At 41.5% G+C, this 14,926-nt stretch carries 10 protein-coding genes; 3 read left to right on the top strand and 7 right to left on the bottom strand.

Annotation, left to right across the window (positions count from 1 at the left end):
- Positions 1 to 44 precede the first annotated feature (44 nt).
- The 3 genes from E0H88_RS10670 to E0H88_RS10660 all read right to left on the bottom strand — a co-directional run bounded on the left by E0H88_RS10670 (position 45) and on the right by E0H88_RS10660 (position 5,407).
- Positions 45 to 3,641, bottom strand: coding sequence for an AAA family ATPase (locus tag E0H88_RS10670; RefSeq protein WP_131274148.1), 3,597 nt, complete (start codon positions 3,639 to 3,641; stop codon positions 45 to 47).
- 9 nt (positions 3,642 to 3,650) lie between these two features.
- On the bottom strand, positions 3,651 to 4,904 hold the full coding sequence (locus E0H88_RS10665) for an exonuclease SbcCD subunit D C-terminal domain-containing protein (RefSeq protein ID WP_131274147.1): 1,254 nt from the start codon (positions 4,902 to 4,904) through the stop codon (positions 3,651 to 3,653).
- 125 nt (positions 4,905 to 5,029) lie between these two features.
- Positions 5,030 to 5,407, bottom strand: coding sequence for a VOC family protein (locus E0H88_RS10660; RefSeq protein ID WP_131274146.1), 378 nt, complete (start codon positions 5,405 to 5,407; stop codon positions 5,030 to 5,032).
- A gap of 302 nt (positions 5,408 to 5,709) precedes the next feature.
- On the opposite strand from E0H88_RS10660, the gene E0H88_RS10655 reads away from it, so the two are divergent.
- Complete coding sequence (locus E0H88_RS10655) at positions 5,710 to 6,672, top strand: diguanylate cyclase (protein ID WP_131274145.1); 963 nt, start codon at positions 5,710 to 5,712, stop codon at positions 6,670 to 6,672.
- Positions 6,673 to 6,735: 63 nt separating this feature from the next.
- On the opposite strand, the gene E0H88_RS10650 is transcribed toward E0H88_RS10655, so the two are convergent.
- The 3 genes from E0H88_RS10650 to metG form a co-directional block, all read right to left on the bottom strand.
- Positions 6,736 to 7,707: an MBL fold metallo-hydrolase gene (locus E0H88_RS10650; RefSeq protein ID WP_131274144.1), complete on the bottom strand. Its 972-nt coding sequence runs from the start codon at positions 7,705 to 7,707 to the stop codon at positions 6,736 to 6,738.
- Positions 7,708 to 8,004: 297 nt separating this feature from the next.
- Entirely contained in the window at positions 8,005 to 9,549 is a 1,545-nt protein-coding gene (locus E0H88_RS10645) for an LA2681 family HEPN domain-containing protein (RefSeq protein ID WP_131274143.1), read from the bottom strand.
- A 240-nt stretch (positions 9,550 to 9,789) separates the two neighbouring features.
- Positions 9,790 to 11,847, bottom strand: coding sequence for a methionine--tRNA ligase (gene metG, locus E0H88_RS10640; protein WP_131274142.1), 2,058 nt, complete (start codon positions 11,845 to 11,847; stop codon positions 9,790 to 9,792).
- 308 nt (positions 11,848 to 12,155) lie between these two features.
- Here metG and E0H88_RS10635 point away from each other — a divergent pair, with 308 nt between their 5' ends.
- Both E0H88_RS10635 and E0H88_RS10630 read left to right on the top strand, forming a co-directional pair.
- Positions 12,156 to 12,944: a hypothetical protein gene (locus E0H88_RS10635; RefSeq protein ID WP_131274141.1), complete on the top strand. Its 789-nt coding sequence runs from the start codon at positions 12,156 to 12,158 to the stop codon at positions 12,942 to 12,944.
- Between the two features lie 270 nt (positions 12,945 to 13,214).
- Positions 13,215 to 14,015 (top strand): hypothetical protein, encoded by an 801-nt coding sequence (locus E0H88_RS10630; RefSeq protein ID WP_131274140.1) that lies wholly within the window; start codon positions 13,215 to 13,217, stop codon positions 14,013 to 14,015.
- 276 nt (positions 14,016 to 14,291) lie between these two features.
- Here the strand turns inward: E0H88_RS10630 and E0H88_RS10625 are convergent, their stop codons facing one another.
- On the bottom strand, positions 14,292 to 14,486 hold the full coding sequence (locus E0H88_RS10625; protein WP_092819820.1) for a hypothetical protein: 195 nt from the start codon (positions 14,484 to 14,486) through the stop codon (positions 14,292 to 14,294).
- Between the last annotated feature and the right edge of the window lie 440 nt (positions 14,487 to 14,926).

The following is a 14,926-nucleotide window of genomic DNA, read 5'->3' as shown; positions in this document are numbered from 1 at the left end:
AGTCTCCTCATCCATTGAAAAAGAAGTGGATTTAATTGAAGTCATTAGCCAATGACTTCAATCGTGCTTGCACCTGCTCCCAGAGGCTTGACCTGAATCTGTACCGGAATGCGTTCGTGCATTTCCTGAATGTGCGAGATCAACACCACTTTACGGCCCTGATTTTGCAATTGATCCAGGGCATTCATCACCATGTATAAAGATGAGGCATCTAGCGTGCCAAAACCTTCATCAATAAACAGGGATTCAATTTTCATCGAACCTGAAGCCATGTTGGCAATCGCCAGGGATAAGGCAAGGGCGGTCAGGAAGGATTCTCCTCCTGAAAGTGAGGCGACGGAACGTGTTTCGCCATCCATGTCATGGTCAATAATTGCCAGACTCAAGGAGTGATCCAGACGTTTCAAGGTATAGCGTTGGGACAGCATCGCCAGTTGCTGGTTGGCATGTTCAATTAAAATATCCAGATTGTATTGCTGGGCATAATCGCGGAATTTCTTGCCGCTGGCATCGCCCATCAGTCCTGAAATTTTGCCCCAGCGGTGTTCCTCCTGCTGGATTCTCTGGATCTGATTGGCATATTGCTGTTGCTTGATGAGATTACGCTGATGCAGTTCAAGTTTCAGTTTTAACTGGTCACGGGTTTCCAGCTGGGCCTTTAAGGCCTCCAGATTCACGCTGATCAATTGCGCGAGCTGTTCAAACTGCATGTCCGGCATTTGCAAAAGATGTTCTGCATACTGTTCCTGCATGGTCTTCAGGGCAGAGGCGGCTTCATTGAGCAGGCGTTCGGCATTGTGCAGTTTGCTACGCATCTGCTGCTCTTGCTCGGCATTGATCTGAATCAAGTCTGCCAGGTCATCATGACTAAAATCTGCATGTTGTGTTAACCAGTGTTCAATTTCAGTCTGGCATTGACCGGAGGCTTTCAGGTTTTGCTGATGCTGAGCCTTAAGCTGTTCCAGTTCGCTTTTTTGCTTTTCATAGTCAAGGCGTAACTTCTCAAAGCTTTGTTTTAATTGATGATAATTCTGCTGCAGCTGCTGACGCTTAGTATCGTGTTCTGCCAGCCATTCATTCGGCTTGAGCCCGGTTAATCCGGTCATGCCATGAATGAGCTGATTGGCTGTATCGGTATTGTGTTGTCCCTTTAAGGCAATCTCTTGTAATGCCTGCTGTGTATCCAGCAGTTGCTGATCGAGATTTTGCTGATGGGTGTTGGATATGCTGAGCTGCTGCTTTTGCTGATCCAGCTGTTTGGTGAATGCATCTAACTGCTCTAACTGCAAGGCACGCACATTTAAGCGTGTTAAGGTCTGCTCGGCAAATGGGGTACTGTGCTGCTGCCAGGTCTGCTGTTCGGTTGCAGTAAGACAGTTCCGGATATGCTGAACTTGCTGCTGCAAATGTTTTGCGGATGTAATTTGATGTTCAGTACTGCTGATGGCCTGAATCAGTTGCTGCTGGGCTTTGGAATTTTGGCTTAAGTTTTCCAGCTGATGCTCAATAGCCGAAATGTCCTGTCTAAGCTGCTCAAGGTACTGCGTCATCTCGGCAGTCATTTGATCGTGAGATTGCTCCAGGTCCAGCTGTATGTTTACCTGATGCAGTTGCTGAGCCAGTGCATTCTTGAAGCTTGACAATTTTTCCAGCATTTGCTGGTGGGTGTGGGTGGTCTGGGTCAACTCTGCTTGCAGGGTGGCGAGGTTTTGCTGCGTTGACTGCCAGTCATTAAAGCAGTCCTGTTCCTTGCCCAAGGCCTGCTGTTCCTGCTGCTGTTGCAGTTCAAACAGGGCTTTGGAGACCAGGGTTTCATCCTGACGGTAAGGATGTGAGGTGCTGCCACACACCAGGCAGGCTTCTCCGGCTTTAAGCTGCATGCGTAAATGTTCAATATTTTCAGCATGCAGCAGTTGTTGTTGCTGTAAAATCTGCTGCAACTGAATCCGTTCAGCTTTGGCCGTTTGAAAAGTTTGCTCTGCCTGTTGAGCGATTTTTTCAGCTTGCCGAGCCTGGCTGTTGAGTTGAGCCAGCTTAGCATTCAATTGATGGGACCCGGTTTGCAGCTCAAAATAATCTTTCAGTTTCTGCTGTATAAAGCCGAACTGATTGAGTTGTACCAGTTTCTGTTCACGTGACTGGCGCTGTTGTTCCAGCCGGATTTCAATCTGTTCAGCCGGACCAAATTGGGCAATCAACCGATCTAATTCAGCCTTGTTTTCGGCAAGTCTGGTTTCAGCTGTACTGATCTGCCCCAGACTATTTTCAATATTTTGATATTGCACAATAAACTGGCTTAATTGCTGGATATGTGCATTTAAGCCTTTATCCAAACTGGAAAATTGCTGGCTTTGTTGCAGTTGCTGGTGAAGCTGGCTTTGTTGCTGCACAAGCTGCTGAATCTGCAATTCAATCTTTTGCTGTTGGTCCAGTAAGGGTTTTTGCTGATGTTCCAGCTGGAGCGAACGGGCTTTAATCTTTTTGTATTCTTCGCCAATAAAATCCCGTTCCTGCACGCATTGACGCACCTGTAGCAGAGCGTCATGATGTTGCTGTTCAAATTGCTGCAAACTATTCAAATCTGTTTCAGCTTGAATATATTTGACTTTTTCGGCTTCAAACTGATGGCTTAATCCATCAAAACTGTTTTGAGTAGACTGAATTTGCGGTTCCAGTTGCTGCTGGGCTTTGAATAACTGCTGCTGCTGAAAAACAACCGGGCGAATGCTGGAAAATATTTGCAGGCGGTTTAAACGGTCCTGTTCGGGCGCCAGATTTTGCTGAAGCTGTTTTTGCTGCTCATAAGCCTGCTGCTTGTGAATAATTTCACTGTCCAGTTTTTGCTTGCGCTCAAACCATTGCTGCTGTTTTTCCAGTTGTGCTTTTTCATGTTCCAGCTGTTGATATGCCTGATTCGCCTGCTGAAATTGATGGGTTAATTCAGTAATTTCTTCTTCAGATAAAATTTCAATGTGTCCGAGAATGTTCTCTATTTCTTTACGCTGGTTGGCAATCTGTTTGGTTTTTTCATAGGCCAGCTGGCCAATTTTGCCAAAAATACTGGAATTGGTCAGATATTCCAGCAGTTCACCGCGTTCATTATCGCGGGCTTTTAAAAACGCCGTCACTTCCGATTGAGCCAATAACACCGCACGGGTAAATTGCTCAAAACTGAGCTGGCAGATTTGATGAATATGCGCATCGACGGCTTTGGCTTTATCGGCAATCACCACGCCATCGGTCAGGCATTTTAAATACCGCTGTACACTTTGCAGTTTGCCATCGACTTTTTCACGTGAACGTTTCAGCTCCCAGCGCGCAAGATAGCGTTTCTGGTCCTGCGCGACAAAGCAGACTTCGGCAAAGCCATGCGCGGTGCCCCGGCGCAAAACCGTCAAAGGCGAGTTGGTCAGTAACTCTGAACCATCCACATCCTGCAATTTTCCGTCGCTGTCTTTTAAACGCGGAATCTTGTTGAACAGTGCCAGACACATGGCATCCAAAATGGTGGATTTCCCGGCACCAGTTTTGCCGACAATGGCAATCAGGCCCGCACTGGCCAAAGGTTCACTTTCAAAATCAATAAAATGCTCACCTGAAAGGGAAGCTAAATTTTTTATACGAATGGATAAAATTTTCATGGACAGTTCTTAGCGTATTTGTTGTTCTTCAAGTGATTTTTGTGCTTCGTGCATCAGACTCATAAAATCGTTCAAGACGGTTTCATCATTGCTATAGCCCTGCTTTTCCCAGATCTGCTGAAACAGTTTTTCCGGGGTTGGCGGTTCCAGGCAGATTTTTGCAATTGTTGAATTATCATTTTCCGCCGATAAATATTGCCGTGAAATTCGCACCAGACGATAGCGGTTTTTAGGCAGCGCTTCTTCAAACTGTTGTCTTAAATTGGGCAAGGGCGGCGTCAGGGTGTGATATTCAATATCCACATATTCACGCTGATCAATCTGTTCAATTTCACCTTCGGGCAAGGTTTTGAGTTTTTGCATCACTTCATTCAGCTCGCCACGAATTTTATGCAGCTGAATGCAGCGCGGGATGGCAATCGCTTCAAACTGAAAGCGTGATTCATCCTGCTTTAACGGATCAATCTGCACCTCTACAATCTGATGCTTATATTGAATCTCGCTAAAAGACAAAGGAATAGGCGAACCGCTATAACGGATATGGGGATGCTGGACTTTTTGCGGTTTGTGCAAATGCCCCAGCGCGACATAATCAATACAGTCATCAAATAATGCTGTCGATAAGGCTTCTTCATTGCCAATAATAATCGGGCGTTCCGAGTCGGATGTTTCACCGCCTTGCATATGCGCATGTGACATCAGAATAAGCGCCTGATCATCCATTTTACGTTTTTTGGCTTCTGCAATCAGTTGCTGGTGCAAATAAGCAATCGCATTTTGACTATTGGTGGTGTGTTCATTAAAACCAGTAATTTCTGCCGGACGTAAAAAGGGCAGCGCCAAACACCAGGCCACAATGTGTTTCTGTTGATCATAAATCGGAACCAGCAACCGGTCTAAATTAATCTGACCATCCTCATTTTTATGAACTACGCCGACGGTTCTGGCATTGTATTTTTCCAGTAAGGGCTCGACCTGTTCAATACGATAGCCCGAGTCATGGTTACCGGCAATCATCAGGGTTTGCATATGCGGGGCAAGGGCATGGGCATCGGCCAAGAATTGATAAAGCTGTTTTTGCGCGCTGGATGCAGGATTGATGACATCAAAAATATCACCGGCGATCAGTAATGCATGGGGCTGTTTCTGCTGGATTTGTTGAAGCAGCCAGCTTAAAAACTGTTCATGTTCATACTGGCGTGAATGGTTATAAAAGAATTGTCCCAGATGCCAGTCTGATGTATGCAGAAAATGAACAGCCACGAATGCCCCAAATCACAATGGATAAAATGAGCTTATAAATTATCATAAATCATGCCACCTATTCTGCCTTTCATTGTCGATGTAGTCGCTTAATTTATGTTAATCGATTTAATTCTAAAGCTTTTTTATTGGGCATTTTCATCTGCTTCTACCAGGCCAAAAGTATTGTGATCAGGGTCAAGAAAATATCCCTGCCAGCAACGCCCAGGAATGGCAAATTTGTCCATGGCAATTTGACCGCCTGCATTCAGAATTTTCTGTGCGACTTCATCGAAATTTTCAACCAGTACAGAACAGGTATAAGCATTGGTACCACAATGGGTTGGAGGGATTTCTGCAGGGCGTTTCAGTAAACCGCCAGACATGTTCTCAGTTTGGATTTGATAATACTCAATCGGCAAACCTTCAACCTTACTAAATTTCCAGCCAAAAACAGACTGGTAAAAATCGATGTCTCTGGCTGGATTGGAAGACTGGATTTCAAAGTAAACAATGTTATTCATCATCTGATCCTGAGTGTTGTTTTGAAAATTTTAGAAAAATACAGGGACGTGGTTCCAAATGCAGAACATAGGAATTACCTTGAAAATAAATCAAATCTCTAGAAATAGATGTTTCTTCTTGGAGAGAAATTGTAGAATAAATAATCATCTTGAAATGTAAAAATGTTCAGTGGTGAAAAAGCAGTTTTTATGGGGGAGCCTGTTTCAGGCCGGTTAGTCATCAAGCGCGTATTGAAATGTCGTGTAGGGTAAAACCACAACATGCGAAGACATTTTTCGTGCATTCAAATTAGAGTAGTCTTATGTCGAACAATCCGTTTGATGAGCAGCAATTGTCGAATGACATGTTTTATAAAACATTATTAGAGTCGACTTTGGCGATACCCTGGAGCATAGACTGGGCCACCAAACAGTTTAGCTATATTGGCCCTCAAATTGAAAAATTACTGGGCTGGGAACAGAGTTCCTGGAAGTCGGTGCAGGACTGGGCAGACCGTATGCACCGGGATGATCGTGATCATGTCCTGAATTATTGTGTGTCGCAATCCATCGCTGGTATAGATCATGAAGCGGACTATCGTGCCCTAAAGGCAAGCGGTGGATATTGCTGGATTCGTGATGTGGTTCATGTGGTACGCAAGGAAAATGGTGAAGTTGAACGTTTAGTCGGCTTTATGTTTGATATTTCTGAACGCAAGAAAAAGGAAGAGGAACTAAAAGCGTTGCACCGCAAGCTGGAAGAATTTTCCTATAAAGACGGTTTAACTGAAATTGCCAACCGACGCTTATTTGACGATTTCTATTCACGTGAATGGGACAACGCAATACGTGAACAAAAGCCCCTGTCGGTCATTTTGATCGATATCGATTTCTTTAAACAATACAATGATTTTAATGGGCATATTATAGGTGATGCCTGTATCAAGCAGATTGCACAGATGCTGGAAAGCTGCTGTGTACGTCCACGTGACCTGGTGGCACGTTATGGGGGCGAGGAATTTGCGATTGTATTGCCAGAAACGAATTTAGAGGGGGCGATTCAAATTGCAGACAATATCCTTCGTATGATGAATCAGGCAAATCTCCCTCATCGGGCATCTCCCATTTCAGAAAATGTCAGTTTAAGTCTGGGGGTGAAATGTATTTGTCCTACAGAAAAAGATGACAAAATACACTTTTTAAATATGGTTGATAAAAACCTGTTTAAAGCCAAACAGACCGGACGCAAACGTTTTGTTGCCGATGAAGCGAAAATCACGGTTTAGGTCTTAGCAGTTCATTAAAAAATAATCCCCTGTATTGAGGGGATTATTTTTATACATCTTTTATCAATCCTTAAAATGTACTGGAATCCACTGGTAGCTTTTCCCATCTTTTGAATAGATATGCCCAAGACCCGGGAAAGGTAAATGCGGGGCAGCAATCAGCTGACCGTCTTTGGCATATTCGGCAAAGTGTTTTAAACGTGTCTGTACCGCTGCTTTGGGATCAGTATCAAATTCAATCGCGGTTTCAGGGCGGTCAAACTGCAAAGTGTGTGAATGCACGATGTCGCCAATAAACACGACTTCCTGACCATCAGCTTTGAGTTTAAAGCTGTAATGCCCCGGGGTATGTCCGAAAGAAGGCTTAAATTCGATTCCACCCAATGCCAATGATTTGTCCGAGAATACCTTCACTTTTTTGGCTTTTTCATATGGAGCTAAAGCCGCTTTAATTTTTGCAACTGTGCCTAGGAAGCCTGCCTGTTTGTCTTTTGGCAGTTTCTTGACTGTGTTTGGACTCAGCCAGTAGTCATATTCGGTCTTGGCAATGTGCAACGTGGCATTTGGATAATTCGCTACGCCATTGTTGGAAATGCCGCAGACATGGTCAGGGTGTAAGTGGGTGAGGAAGATGTCATTTACTTGTTCAGGTTTGTAGCCTGAGGCTTTGAGGTTGTTATAGATTGAACCTAGATGTGCACCAAAGCAGCTGGCTGCACCGCTGTCGACCATGAGCAGTTGCTTGCCTGTATTGATGAGAAAGGCATTGACTGAGGTTTGAACGCCTTTGTCATTTATAGCAGCATATTTTTTTAGGATGTCGCTTTTTTCGCTGTCACTTAAGCCTTTAAACATGGATGGGTTGAGGTAGTTGGTGCCATCGAGTAGGGCGGTGATTTGGGTATTGCCGATTTGGTGATGGTAGTAGCCAGCCACTTGTTTTTGCGTTGGAATGGTCGTGGGTTCAACTGCTTGAGTTGTGATGGCTGTGGTGCTTAGGACGAATGCGAGGAATAGGGGGGTTAAATTTTTCATAGGTTTCTTTTAAGTTTTAGAGGACTGCTTCTTTTTTATCATATTTATTGTGGAATTTTAAAACTAGTTGAAAGCTCCCTTTCCCTATGGGAGAGGGTCTGGGTGAGGGTTTTTGATATTTAGAAAATTTAGCCTTACTTTTGTCGGGGCAAAAGTAACAAAACCCCTTTGTTCGTTAGAGGGCACGTCCGTGTGCCCCTAACGAACGGGCGACATCCATGTCGTGATGTCATGTGATTAAATACTTTTTTTATTCACAAATTAGTTATCTTTTCTTTAAATAAAGAGCTTAACTGCTTAGTAAATCTGATTAAAATCTTTTTTATGTATGGTAATACTCATTGCGTTTACGTGATCTTTAGGTTGTGTTTGGCGTAAATCTTCGACGATAGCGAATACAGTTGAAAAAATAGCAGATCTAGTAAATTGAAGTAAATTCTGAAGACTACTTTCAAACTCGCTGATCTTTACATAAGTATGTGTCGAATCATTAGAGAGTTTAAATGAATCAGGAACTAAAAATAAAATATGATGCTCTAGCGAGTTTCGCCAAATTTTATAAAATCCAAATTGCCCATTTTTTTCATTCAGATCGTATATAAGACTATTAATCGCAATCAAAGCAAAATTTTCTTTTTCTTCAAGTTTTAATTTGTTTGTATGCCAAAAATTATTAAAAGCCGTATTTTTATTAATTGTTAATCCGAAATATTGGCAAAGAAAAATTGCTAACTTATCTAGTATCGAAAAGCATAATCTAAAACAAGTTCTTAATTTTTCAGATCTTATGTTAATGATCTCTTGATCATTTAATTCTGAGTAACAACTTTCAAAATCTAGTTTAGAGCTTTCACTAAATGTAGCTTCATAGTAAAGAACACGAATTAATGAAAACTCAGCTTTAATACGATTTAAGTATTGTTCATATTGAAGAATATTTTGAGAAGAAATGATCCCTTCAAGCAATGTCAAATTGTCTCGCTCATTGGCTATACATGAACAATACATACCATGAATGTTAAGCGTTAAATTTTCTTTAATACACCATTGTCTAAATTCAGACATCTGTAAGAACTCAGTATGATTTATATTGCTATCATTATCGATATCAACATCATTTAATTGAGCCTTTAGAAATTTAATTCTATCTAAGTAATATGGTTTATAAAAAGGAGGGGTAAATGAAGAGGAATAGGCAAATTCATATCCATTTATTATTTCAATGACCATTTTTGCACTAGAGTGACCGAGTAGTGTATGAAATTTTTCTAAGCATGTACTTCTATTTATAAATGCTTCAGGATAATCCAAATTTGTTAAAGCTATTTTGTCATATATAAACATCGCTTCAGAGAAACGATATTGTTGTTTTAGAGTGTTCGCTAGATTTATTAAATTTTGATAATAAATACCCGTATCTGTATCTTTAGTAATTTTTTTGAAATTTTGCCAATAAAGATTTTTTGCTTCACTATATAATTTGCTATCTTCATAGCTTAATAAGTCATCTTTATATCCAAAATCATTTGCAATGCTAAGTTTTGCATTTGCCAAATTGTAAAAGAAATGATCATTAAATTTTTTCTCGTAGTGAGGCTGATGTTTTTCGAGAATTTTAATCCCTTTCAAGACTGCTTCTTTGTTTTTTAAATATGAACCTACATCTATAAATTGACCAGCTAGATTAAAAAGTAGATGCAATGAAGTTTCAGATATTTCATATTTTTTTAATTCGCTGAGTATTATTTCAGAACCTACTAATGCCTCAGCCCATTCACCAATATCAATAGAATTAGAAATAGCATTTATAGCTTCATTAATTTCTTTTAGTTCTAGTTTCATTAAAATAACTTGTATAAAAAAGCCCCACTAAAATATAGCAGGGCTTTTTATAAGTGTCTAAAAAAACCTCTCCCTAACCCTCTCCTAAAAGGAGAGGGAATATCGCGGACTATCTTTCTATAAAAATTCTCTAATGAATACTCCCTCTCCCTGTGGGAGAGGGTTGGGGTGAGGGTAATATAAGAGCAATAAAAAAGCCCCTACAACGTAGAGGCTTTTTCTTATCTTTCGACCGAAATCTTAAGACACTTTATCACCCGGTTTAGCACCAGATTCAGGTGAAATCACCCAAACGCCGTCGCCGTTACCCGCAGCTAAAACCATACCGTTTGAAATACCAAAACGCATCTTACGTGGAGCAAGGTTAGCCACCATCACCACCAATTTGCCTTTAAGGTCTTCTGGCTTATAGAACTCACGAATACCGCTAAATACATTACGTGGTTCTGCTTCGCCAACATTTAAAGTCAATTGAAGAAGCTTGTCAGAACCTTCAACCGTTGCAGCTTCAAGAACTTCAGCCACACGTAGGTCAACTTTCATAAAATCATCAATATTAATGATTTCAGCTTCACCGACTTTAGGTTCAGGTTTCTTTTCAGCTTTCTTCTCTTTTTTCTTTTCCGCTTTTGGTGCTTCAGCAGGGGCAGCTAAAGAATCTTTAGATGCATCCACCATTGCAGCAACCGCTTTCGGGTCAACACGTTGCATCAACGGTTGGAACAATGCAATTTCATGACCGACTAGAATTGTTTCACGAGAAGCGAAATCGAAAGCATCTAACTGCAAGAAGGCTTGAACCTGTTCAGCCAAAGTTGGTAGTACAGGGGCTAAATAAACCGCCAATTGACGGAACAGGTTAATACCAACAGAACATACATCATGTACCTGTTGTTCTTCACCTTCAATTTTCGCCAGTGCCCAAGGTTTTTTCTCATCAATGTACTGGTTGGCTTTGTCGGCAAGCGCCATGATTTCACGAATCGCCGCTGAGAATTCACGCGCTTCATATTGAGACGCAATTGAAGCACCCGCATCAATAAAGCTTTGTACCAGTTCAGGTTCTGCACAGGTTGCAGATAATTTGTTCTCAAACTTGGTGTTGATAAATTTCGCACAGCGGCTGGCAATGTTGACCACTTTACCGACCAGGTCAGAGTTTACTTTCTGAACGAAATCATCAAGGTTCAAGTCAGAATCTTCAACTTTATCCGAAAGTTTAGATGCAAAGTAGTAACGTAGGTATTCAGGGTTCAAGTGCTGTAAATAGGTTTCAGCTTTAATGAAGGTACCGCGAGATTTCGACATCTTCTGACCGTTTACAGTCAGGAAACCATTCACAAATAAGCCTGATGGCGTACGGTAGTTTGCACCTTCAAGCATTGCAGGCCAAAACAGTGCATGGAAGTAAACAATGTCTTTACCAATGAAGTGATAGACTTCGTTTTTCGAATCTTTTTTCCAGTAATCGTCAAAGCTCAAATCAGGACGTTTGGTCTTGATGTAGTTTTCAAAGCTCGACATATAGCCAATTGGCGCATCGACCCAAACGTAGAAGTATTTGTTTGGCGCATCCGGAATTTCAAAACCGAAGTAAGGCGCATCACGGGAAATATCCCAGTCCGACAAACCTGCTTCAAACCATTCATCCAGCTTGTTGGCAATCGACACAGGCAGGCGGCCTTCGTCACGAGTCCATTTTTGCAGGTATTCACCAAAATTAGGCAGCTTGAAGAAGTAGTGATCTGAAGACTTCTCTACAGGCGTCGCACCACTTAAAGTCGATTTCGGATTGAGTAATTCTGTTGCGTTGTAGGTTGTACCGCAGACTTCACATGAGTCGCCGTATTGGTCTTCCGCTTTACATTTCGGGCAGGTGCCTTTAATGAAACGGTCTGACAGGAACATGCCTTTTTCAGGGTCAAATAACTGGGTGACAGGGCGAACCGCAATATTGCCTGCTTCACGGTTTTTCACATAAATTTCAGAAGCACGGGCACGGTTGGTGTTGCTATGGGTTGAATCGTAGTGGTCAAAGTCAACCTTAAAGCCGGCAAAGTCACGCTCATGTTCTTTTTGTACATTGGCGATTTGCGCTTCAGGCGAAATACCGTTGGCTTCTGCACGCAGCATGATGGCTGTACCGTGAGCATCATCCGCGCAGACATAAGTCACGTCATGACCCATTGCACGCATCGCACGTACCCATATATCAGCCTGGATATAACCGAGTAAGTGACCCATATGAATCGGGCCATTGGCGTAAGGAAGGGCATTGGTGACTAGGATTTTACGCACGGATTCACTCTCTCATTCGTATTCATTATGCAATGGGCCATAATTTTACATGATGCAGAGGGGATTACAAAGAAATGCTTTAGCTGAAGCGCAATCAATAAAGCGACCTGAATTTTCAAATACAGCATTCGGTATCATCCGATGCGCGACGATTAAACAATTGATCGAGGTAAGTTAACGCTACTTTCTGCAATCAATAGCAACAACATGTACAGGCTTTGTTGCAGTTTACTTAATTCGTCCGTTTGGGTGCATGCTTTGTGCTAAAAAATTGTCTGATCATTTTATGACACCTCAGGAGGGTACTCATGACTCAGAATAACCAGACAAGTACTTCGAAGCAAAACTCAGATAAAGAACAACATGCACGAGAACTGAATGAGCAAGTGGAAAAAGAGCAAAAGCAGAACGAGATCGATAAAAAGCATAATCAGGAAGTTCTAGAAGCCCAGAAGCACAATACTGATGAAAAGTCCGAAGCTAGGCAAGGCACTCAGCTAGGTGGCGAACATGCAGACCAGAAAGATAATTCTAAACAAGCTCAGTCTGGCAAGTCAGATCAAAAAACTGAAAGCATTAAGATGGATGACTTAAAAGCGAAGGCAATTGCGATTGGTGAGGATCTGCTGAAAAAAGCTGAAAAGATTCTGAATGAGCTAAAAAATGGCAAGTCAGACAGCCAGCAAAATGGTGAACAGGGTTCGGGTGACACGAAAAAGGCTAAAGCGGATCATACATCGGAAGATAAATCGGCAAATCAGTCAGATCAGCAGGACCGTATGGCACATTTAAAAGATGAGGCCCTGCACAAGTTTGAAGACACCAAACAGAAGATTATGGAGTTGGTCAATGAAGCCTCTGTCAAACTGGGTGAACTGAGACAGATGGCGACGGATACAATGAGTAAAATGAAAGGAGAAGATCTGTCTCAGTCTGGTGAGTCGAAAAAACAGGATCAGGATTCTTCGTCCAAGGACAATCAGGATAAAGACCAGAACTCAGCTCACACCAACAACAAAGCTGACGCCAAAAAGGATCAAGATAACACCCATCAATCTGAGCAACACAAGTCTGACCAGAATAAAAATCATCAATAAGGGTTTCAATTTTAAAGATACTTCATTCAGGGCATGGTTGAAGGGGCTAGAACGGCCAAAAAATTGAAAATGGTCCGGATGGCATCCGAATATGCTCCATCTGCAAATTGGGCAAAGTCTAAATCGGGCGGACTGTGATTGGGTGGTTAGGGTTGATTGAATCTCGTTTGGGATTCAATCAACCTCATAGTATTTATTTTATAACGCTATGTGCTGTAATGAATACCTGTGATAATAGGCACTTAAAGCAATCTGCCAAGAGTAAAGACCATGATTGACCAGGATGATTTTGATTACGACCCACCTGTAACGCGTATTCAGCAAAATCAGCAGAATAAAGTGCAAATGGGCAATCAAATCTTGAAAGAAGCCGAACAGTATCTGGAAGAGATCTCGGCAGATGAACATGCTTTTCTTATCAAAACATTATTGGGCTTAGCCGAGCAGGAACCGTATTTCCAGGTACTGGCAGAAGAACTTGATCAGCCCCTGGGGGCGAAAGTTGCCAACGATGCTCTAAACCTGCTGTATTTCTGGCAAGCGGTTCATCAGTTTGAAGATATCGAAAAATTTAATTTACTGGATGTGGTCAAATCGGAAAACTTTCAGTCAGAAATGCTCAAAGCTTTTGATGCCTTAAACATTGCAGAACATAAAGCACAGCGTCGCCTCGTGCTTCTGGAAGCATTCAAGTTATATAAATTGGGTTTTTATGCAGGCTGTATTCCCATGCTGTATGCACAACTTGAAGGAATCCTAACTGATGTACTGATTGAGGCAGGTTTTTTAAAACAAAATGCCACCAGGTTTGTCGATGTTTATAAAATTGTTCCCGGATTAAAGGGCAATGAAATTAAAAGCTTGTGGCATAAATCAAAAATTGCAGCAGAGCTGAATCCTTATTTTTCCGAACTTGCAGCATACCAGATGGATAGCAGTTCAACCGTGAGCATGACCCGGCATAATATTTTGCATGGTACGGATCTGAATCATTTTAATCAGGGACGCAGTTTCGTCTTGTTTATCTGGCTGTTTTCTGCGTTAAGCTTTATGAGTACGCTTAAATATTGAAAAAAACTGGTGTAAGTAATATTCAGCTTAAAGCAGCTGGGTTGAGGGATGCTGGATGGACTAGAGGTAGAGGGAACTTTTAAGCTTCATAACAGATAAAGCATCTATCTCTTTTTCTATGGCTTTGATCAGCAGCGGAGGCTTTTAGCCAAAGTTTAAAGTTTATTGTTGTTTTATGGCACACCAAAAATCTCGAACTTGAGTATAGGGAAGGTGTACCCAAGTTGAGAATTCCGTAGCCAAATTTTCTAAATCACTATAAAAATCCAATGAAATTTATAGCTCACGCCAGACTGTATTTTCATCTCGCAAAGAAACAGTAAAGTTAAAATTTGAGTCGTCTGATACCAGCAGGCTGGTCGGTGTTTGCATAACGACTTTTAAAATAGTGCCTTGTTCAAAAACCAGCGGATTGCAGTTTTCTTTTTCCAAGGTTACGGGTTTTAATAATTCGATGATTAATTTTTCCATTTCACTTCCCCTGTTTATTAGAAATTAGATTAATTATACCATAAATTGGTAAATATTTAACCAATTTTATCAGTTTTGCGAGTTAAATCAAAAACAAACGGATAAAAATCATTATGCAGTCGACATACTGAAGAAGTAAATGAGAGGGGATTAAAGTTTATATTTTGATTTATCTTCCATTTTTGAACATTTCCATAAAATTTTTAGGGATTTAATAGCTGGATTATTTTTAAGAAAATTTTAATTTATCCAGTCTAAGCTGAGTCAAGATGTGGCTTAAAGTCATCAGTGCTGTGTTGAATGCAGGATGTCGCAGATTTTAAGCTGAACTGAATGATTAAGACGTCATCACAGGGCGAATGAACCCTACCATTTCCTGATTAAGGTATCAGCCAAAGACATTGATTTCATCTGAAAAAACATTTCACAAACAGTGTATA

It is taken from the genome of Acinetobacter sp. ANC 4216 (genome assembly GCF_004331195.1).
In the GTDB taxonomy this organism is placed as follows: Bacteria; Pseudomonadota; Gammaproteobacteria; order Pseudomonadales; family Moraxellaceae; genus Acinetobacter; species Acinetobacter kookii.
Note: the sequence above shows the minus strand (reverse complement) of the source record. Positions and strands in the feature narration are given on the sequence as shown.

Coding starts and splice junctions, on each gene's coding strand:
- E0H88_RS10670 (WP_131274148.1), bottom strand. CDS start 3,641: ATGAAAATTTTATCCATTCGTATAAAAAATTTAGCTTCCCTTTCAGGT.
- E0H88_RS10660 (WP_131274146.1), bottom strand. CDS start 5,407: ATGAATAACATTGTTTACTTTGAAATCCAGTCTTCCAATCCAGCCAGA.
- E0H88_RS10655 (WP_131274145.1), top strand. CDS start 5,710: ATGTCGAACAATCCGTTTGATGAGCAGCAATTGTCGAATGACATGTTT.
- E0H88_RS10650 (WP_131274144.1), bottom strand. CDS start 7,707: ATGAAAAATTTAACCCCCCTATTCCTCGCATTCGTCCTAAGCACCACA.
- E0H88_RS10645 (WP_131274143.1), bottom strand. CDS start 9,549: ATGAAACTAGAACTAAAAGAAATTAATGAAGCTATAAATGCTATTTCT.
- E0H88_RS10635 (WP_131274141.1), top strand. CDS start 12,156: ATGACTCAGAATAACCAGACAAGTACTTCGAAGCAAAACTCAGATAAA.
- E0H88_RS10630 (WP_131274140.1), top strand. CDS start 13,215: ATGATTGACCAGGATGATTTTGATTACGACCCACCTGTAACGCGTATT.
- E0H88_RS10625 (WP_092819820.1), bottom strand. CDS start 14,486: ATGGAAAAATTAATCATCGAATTATTAAAACCCGTAACCTTGGAAAAA.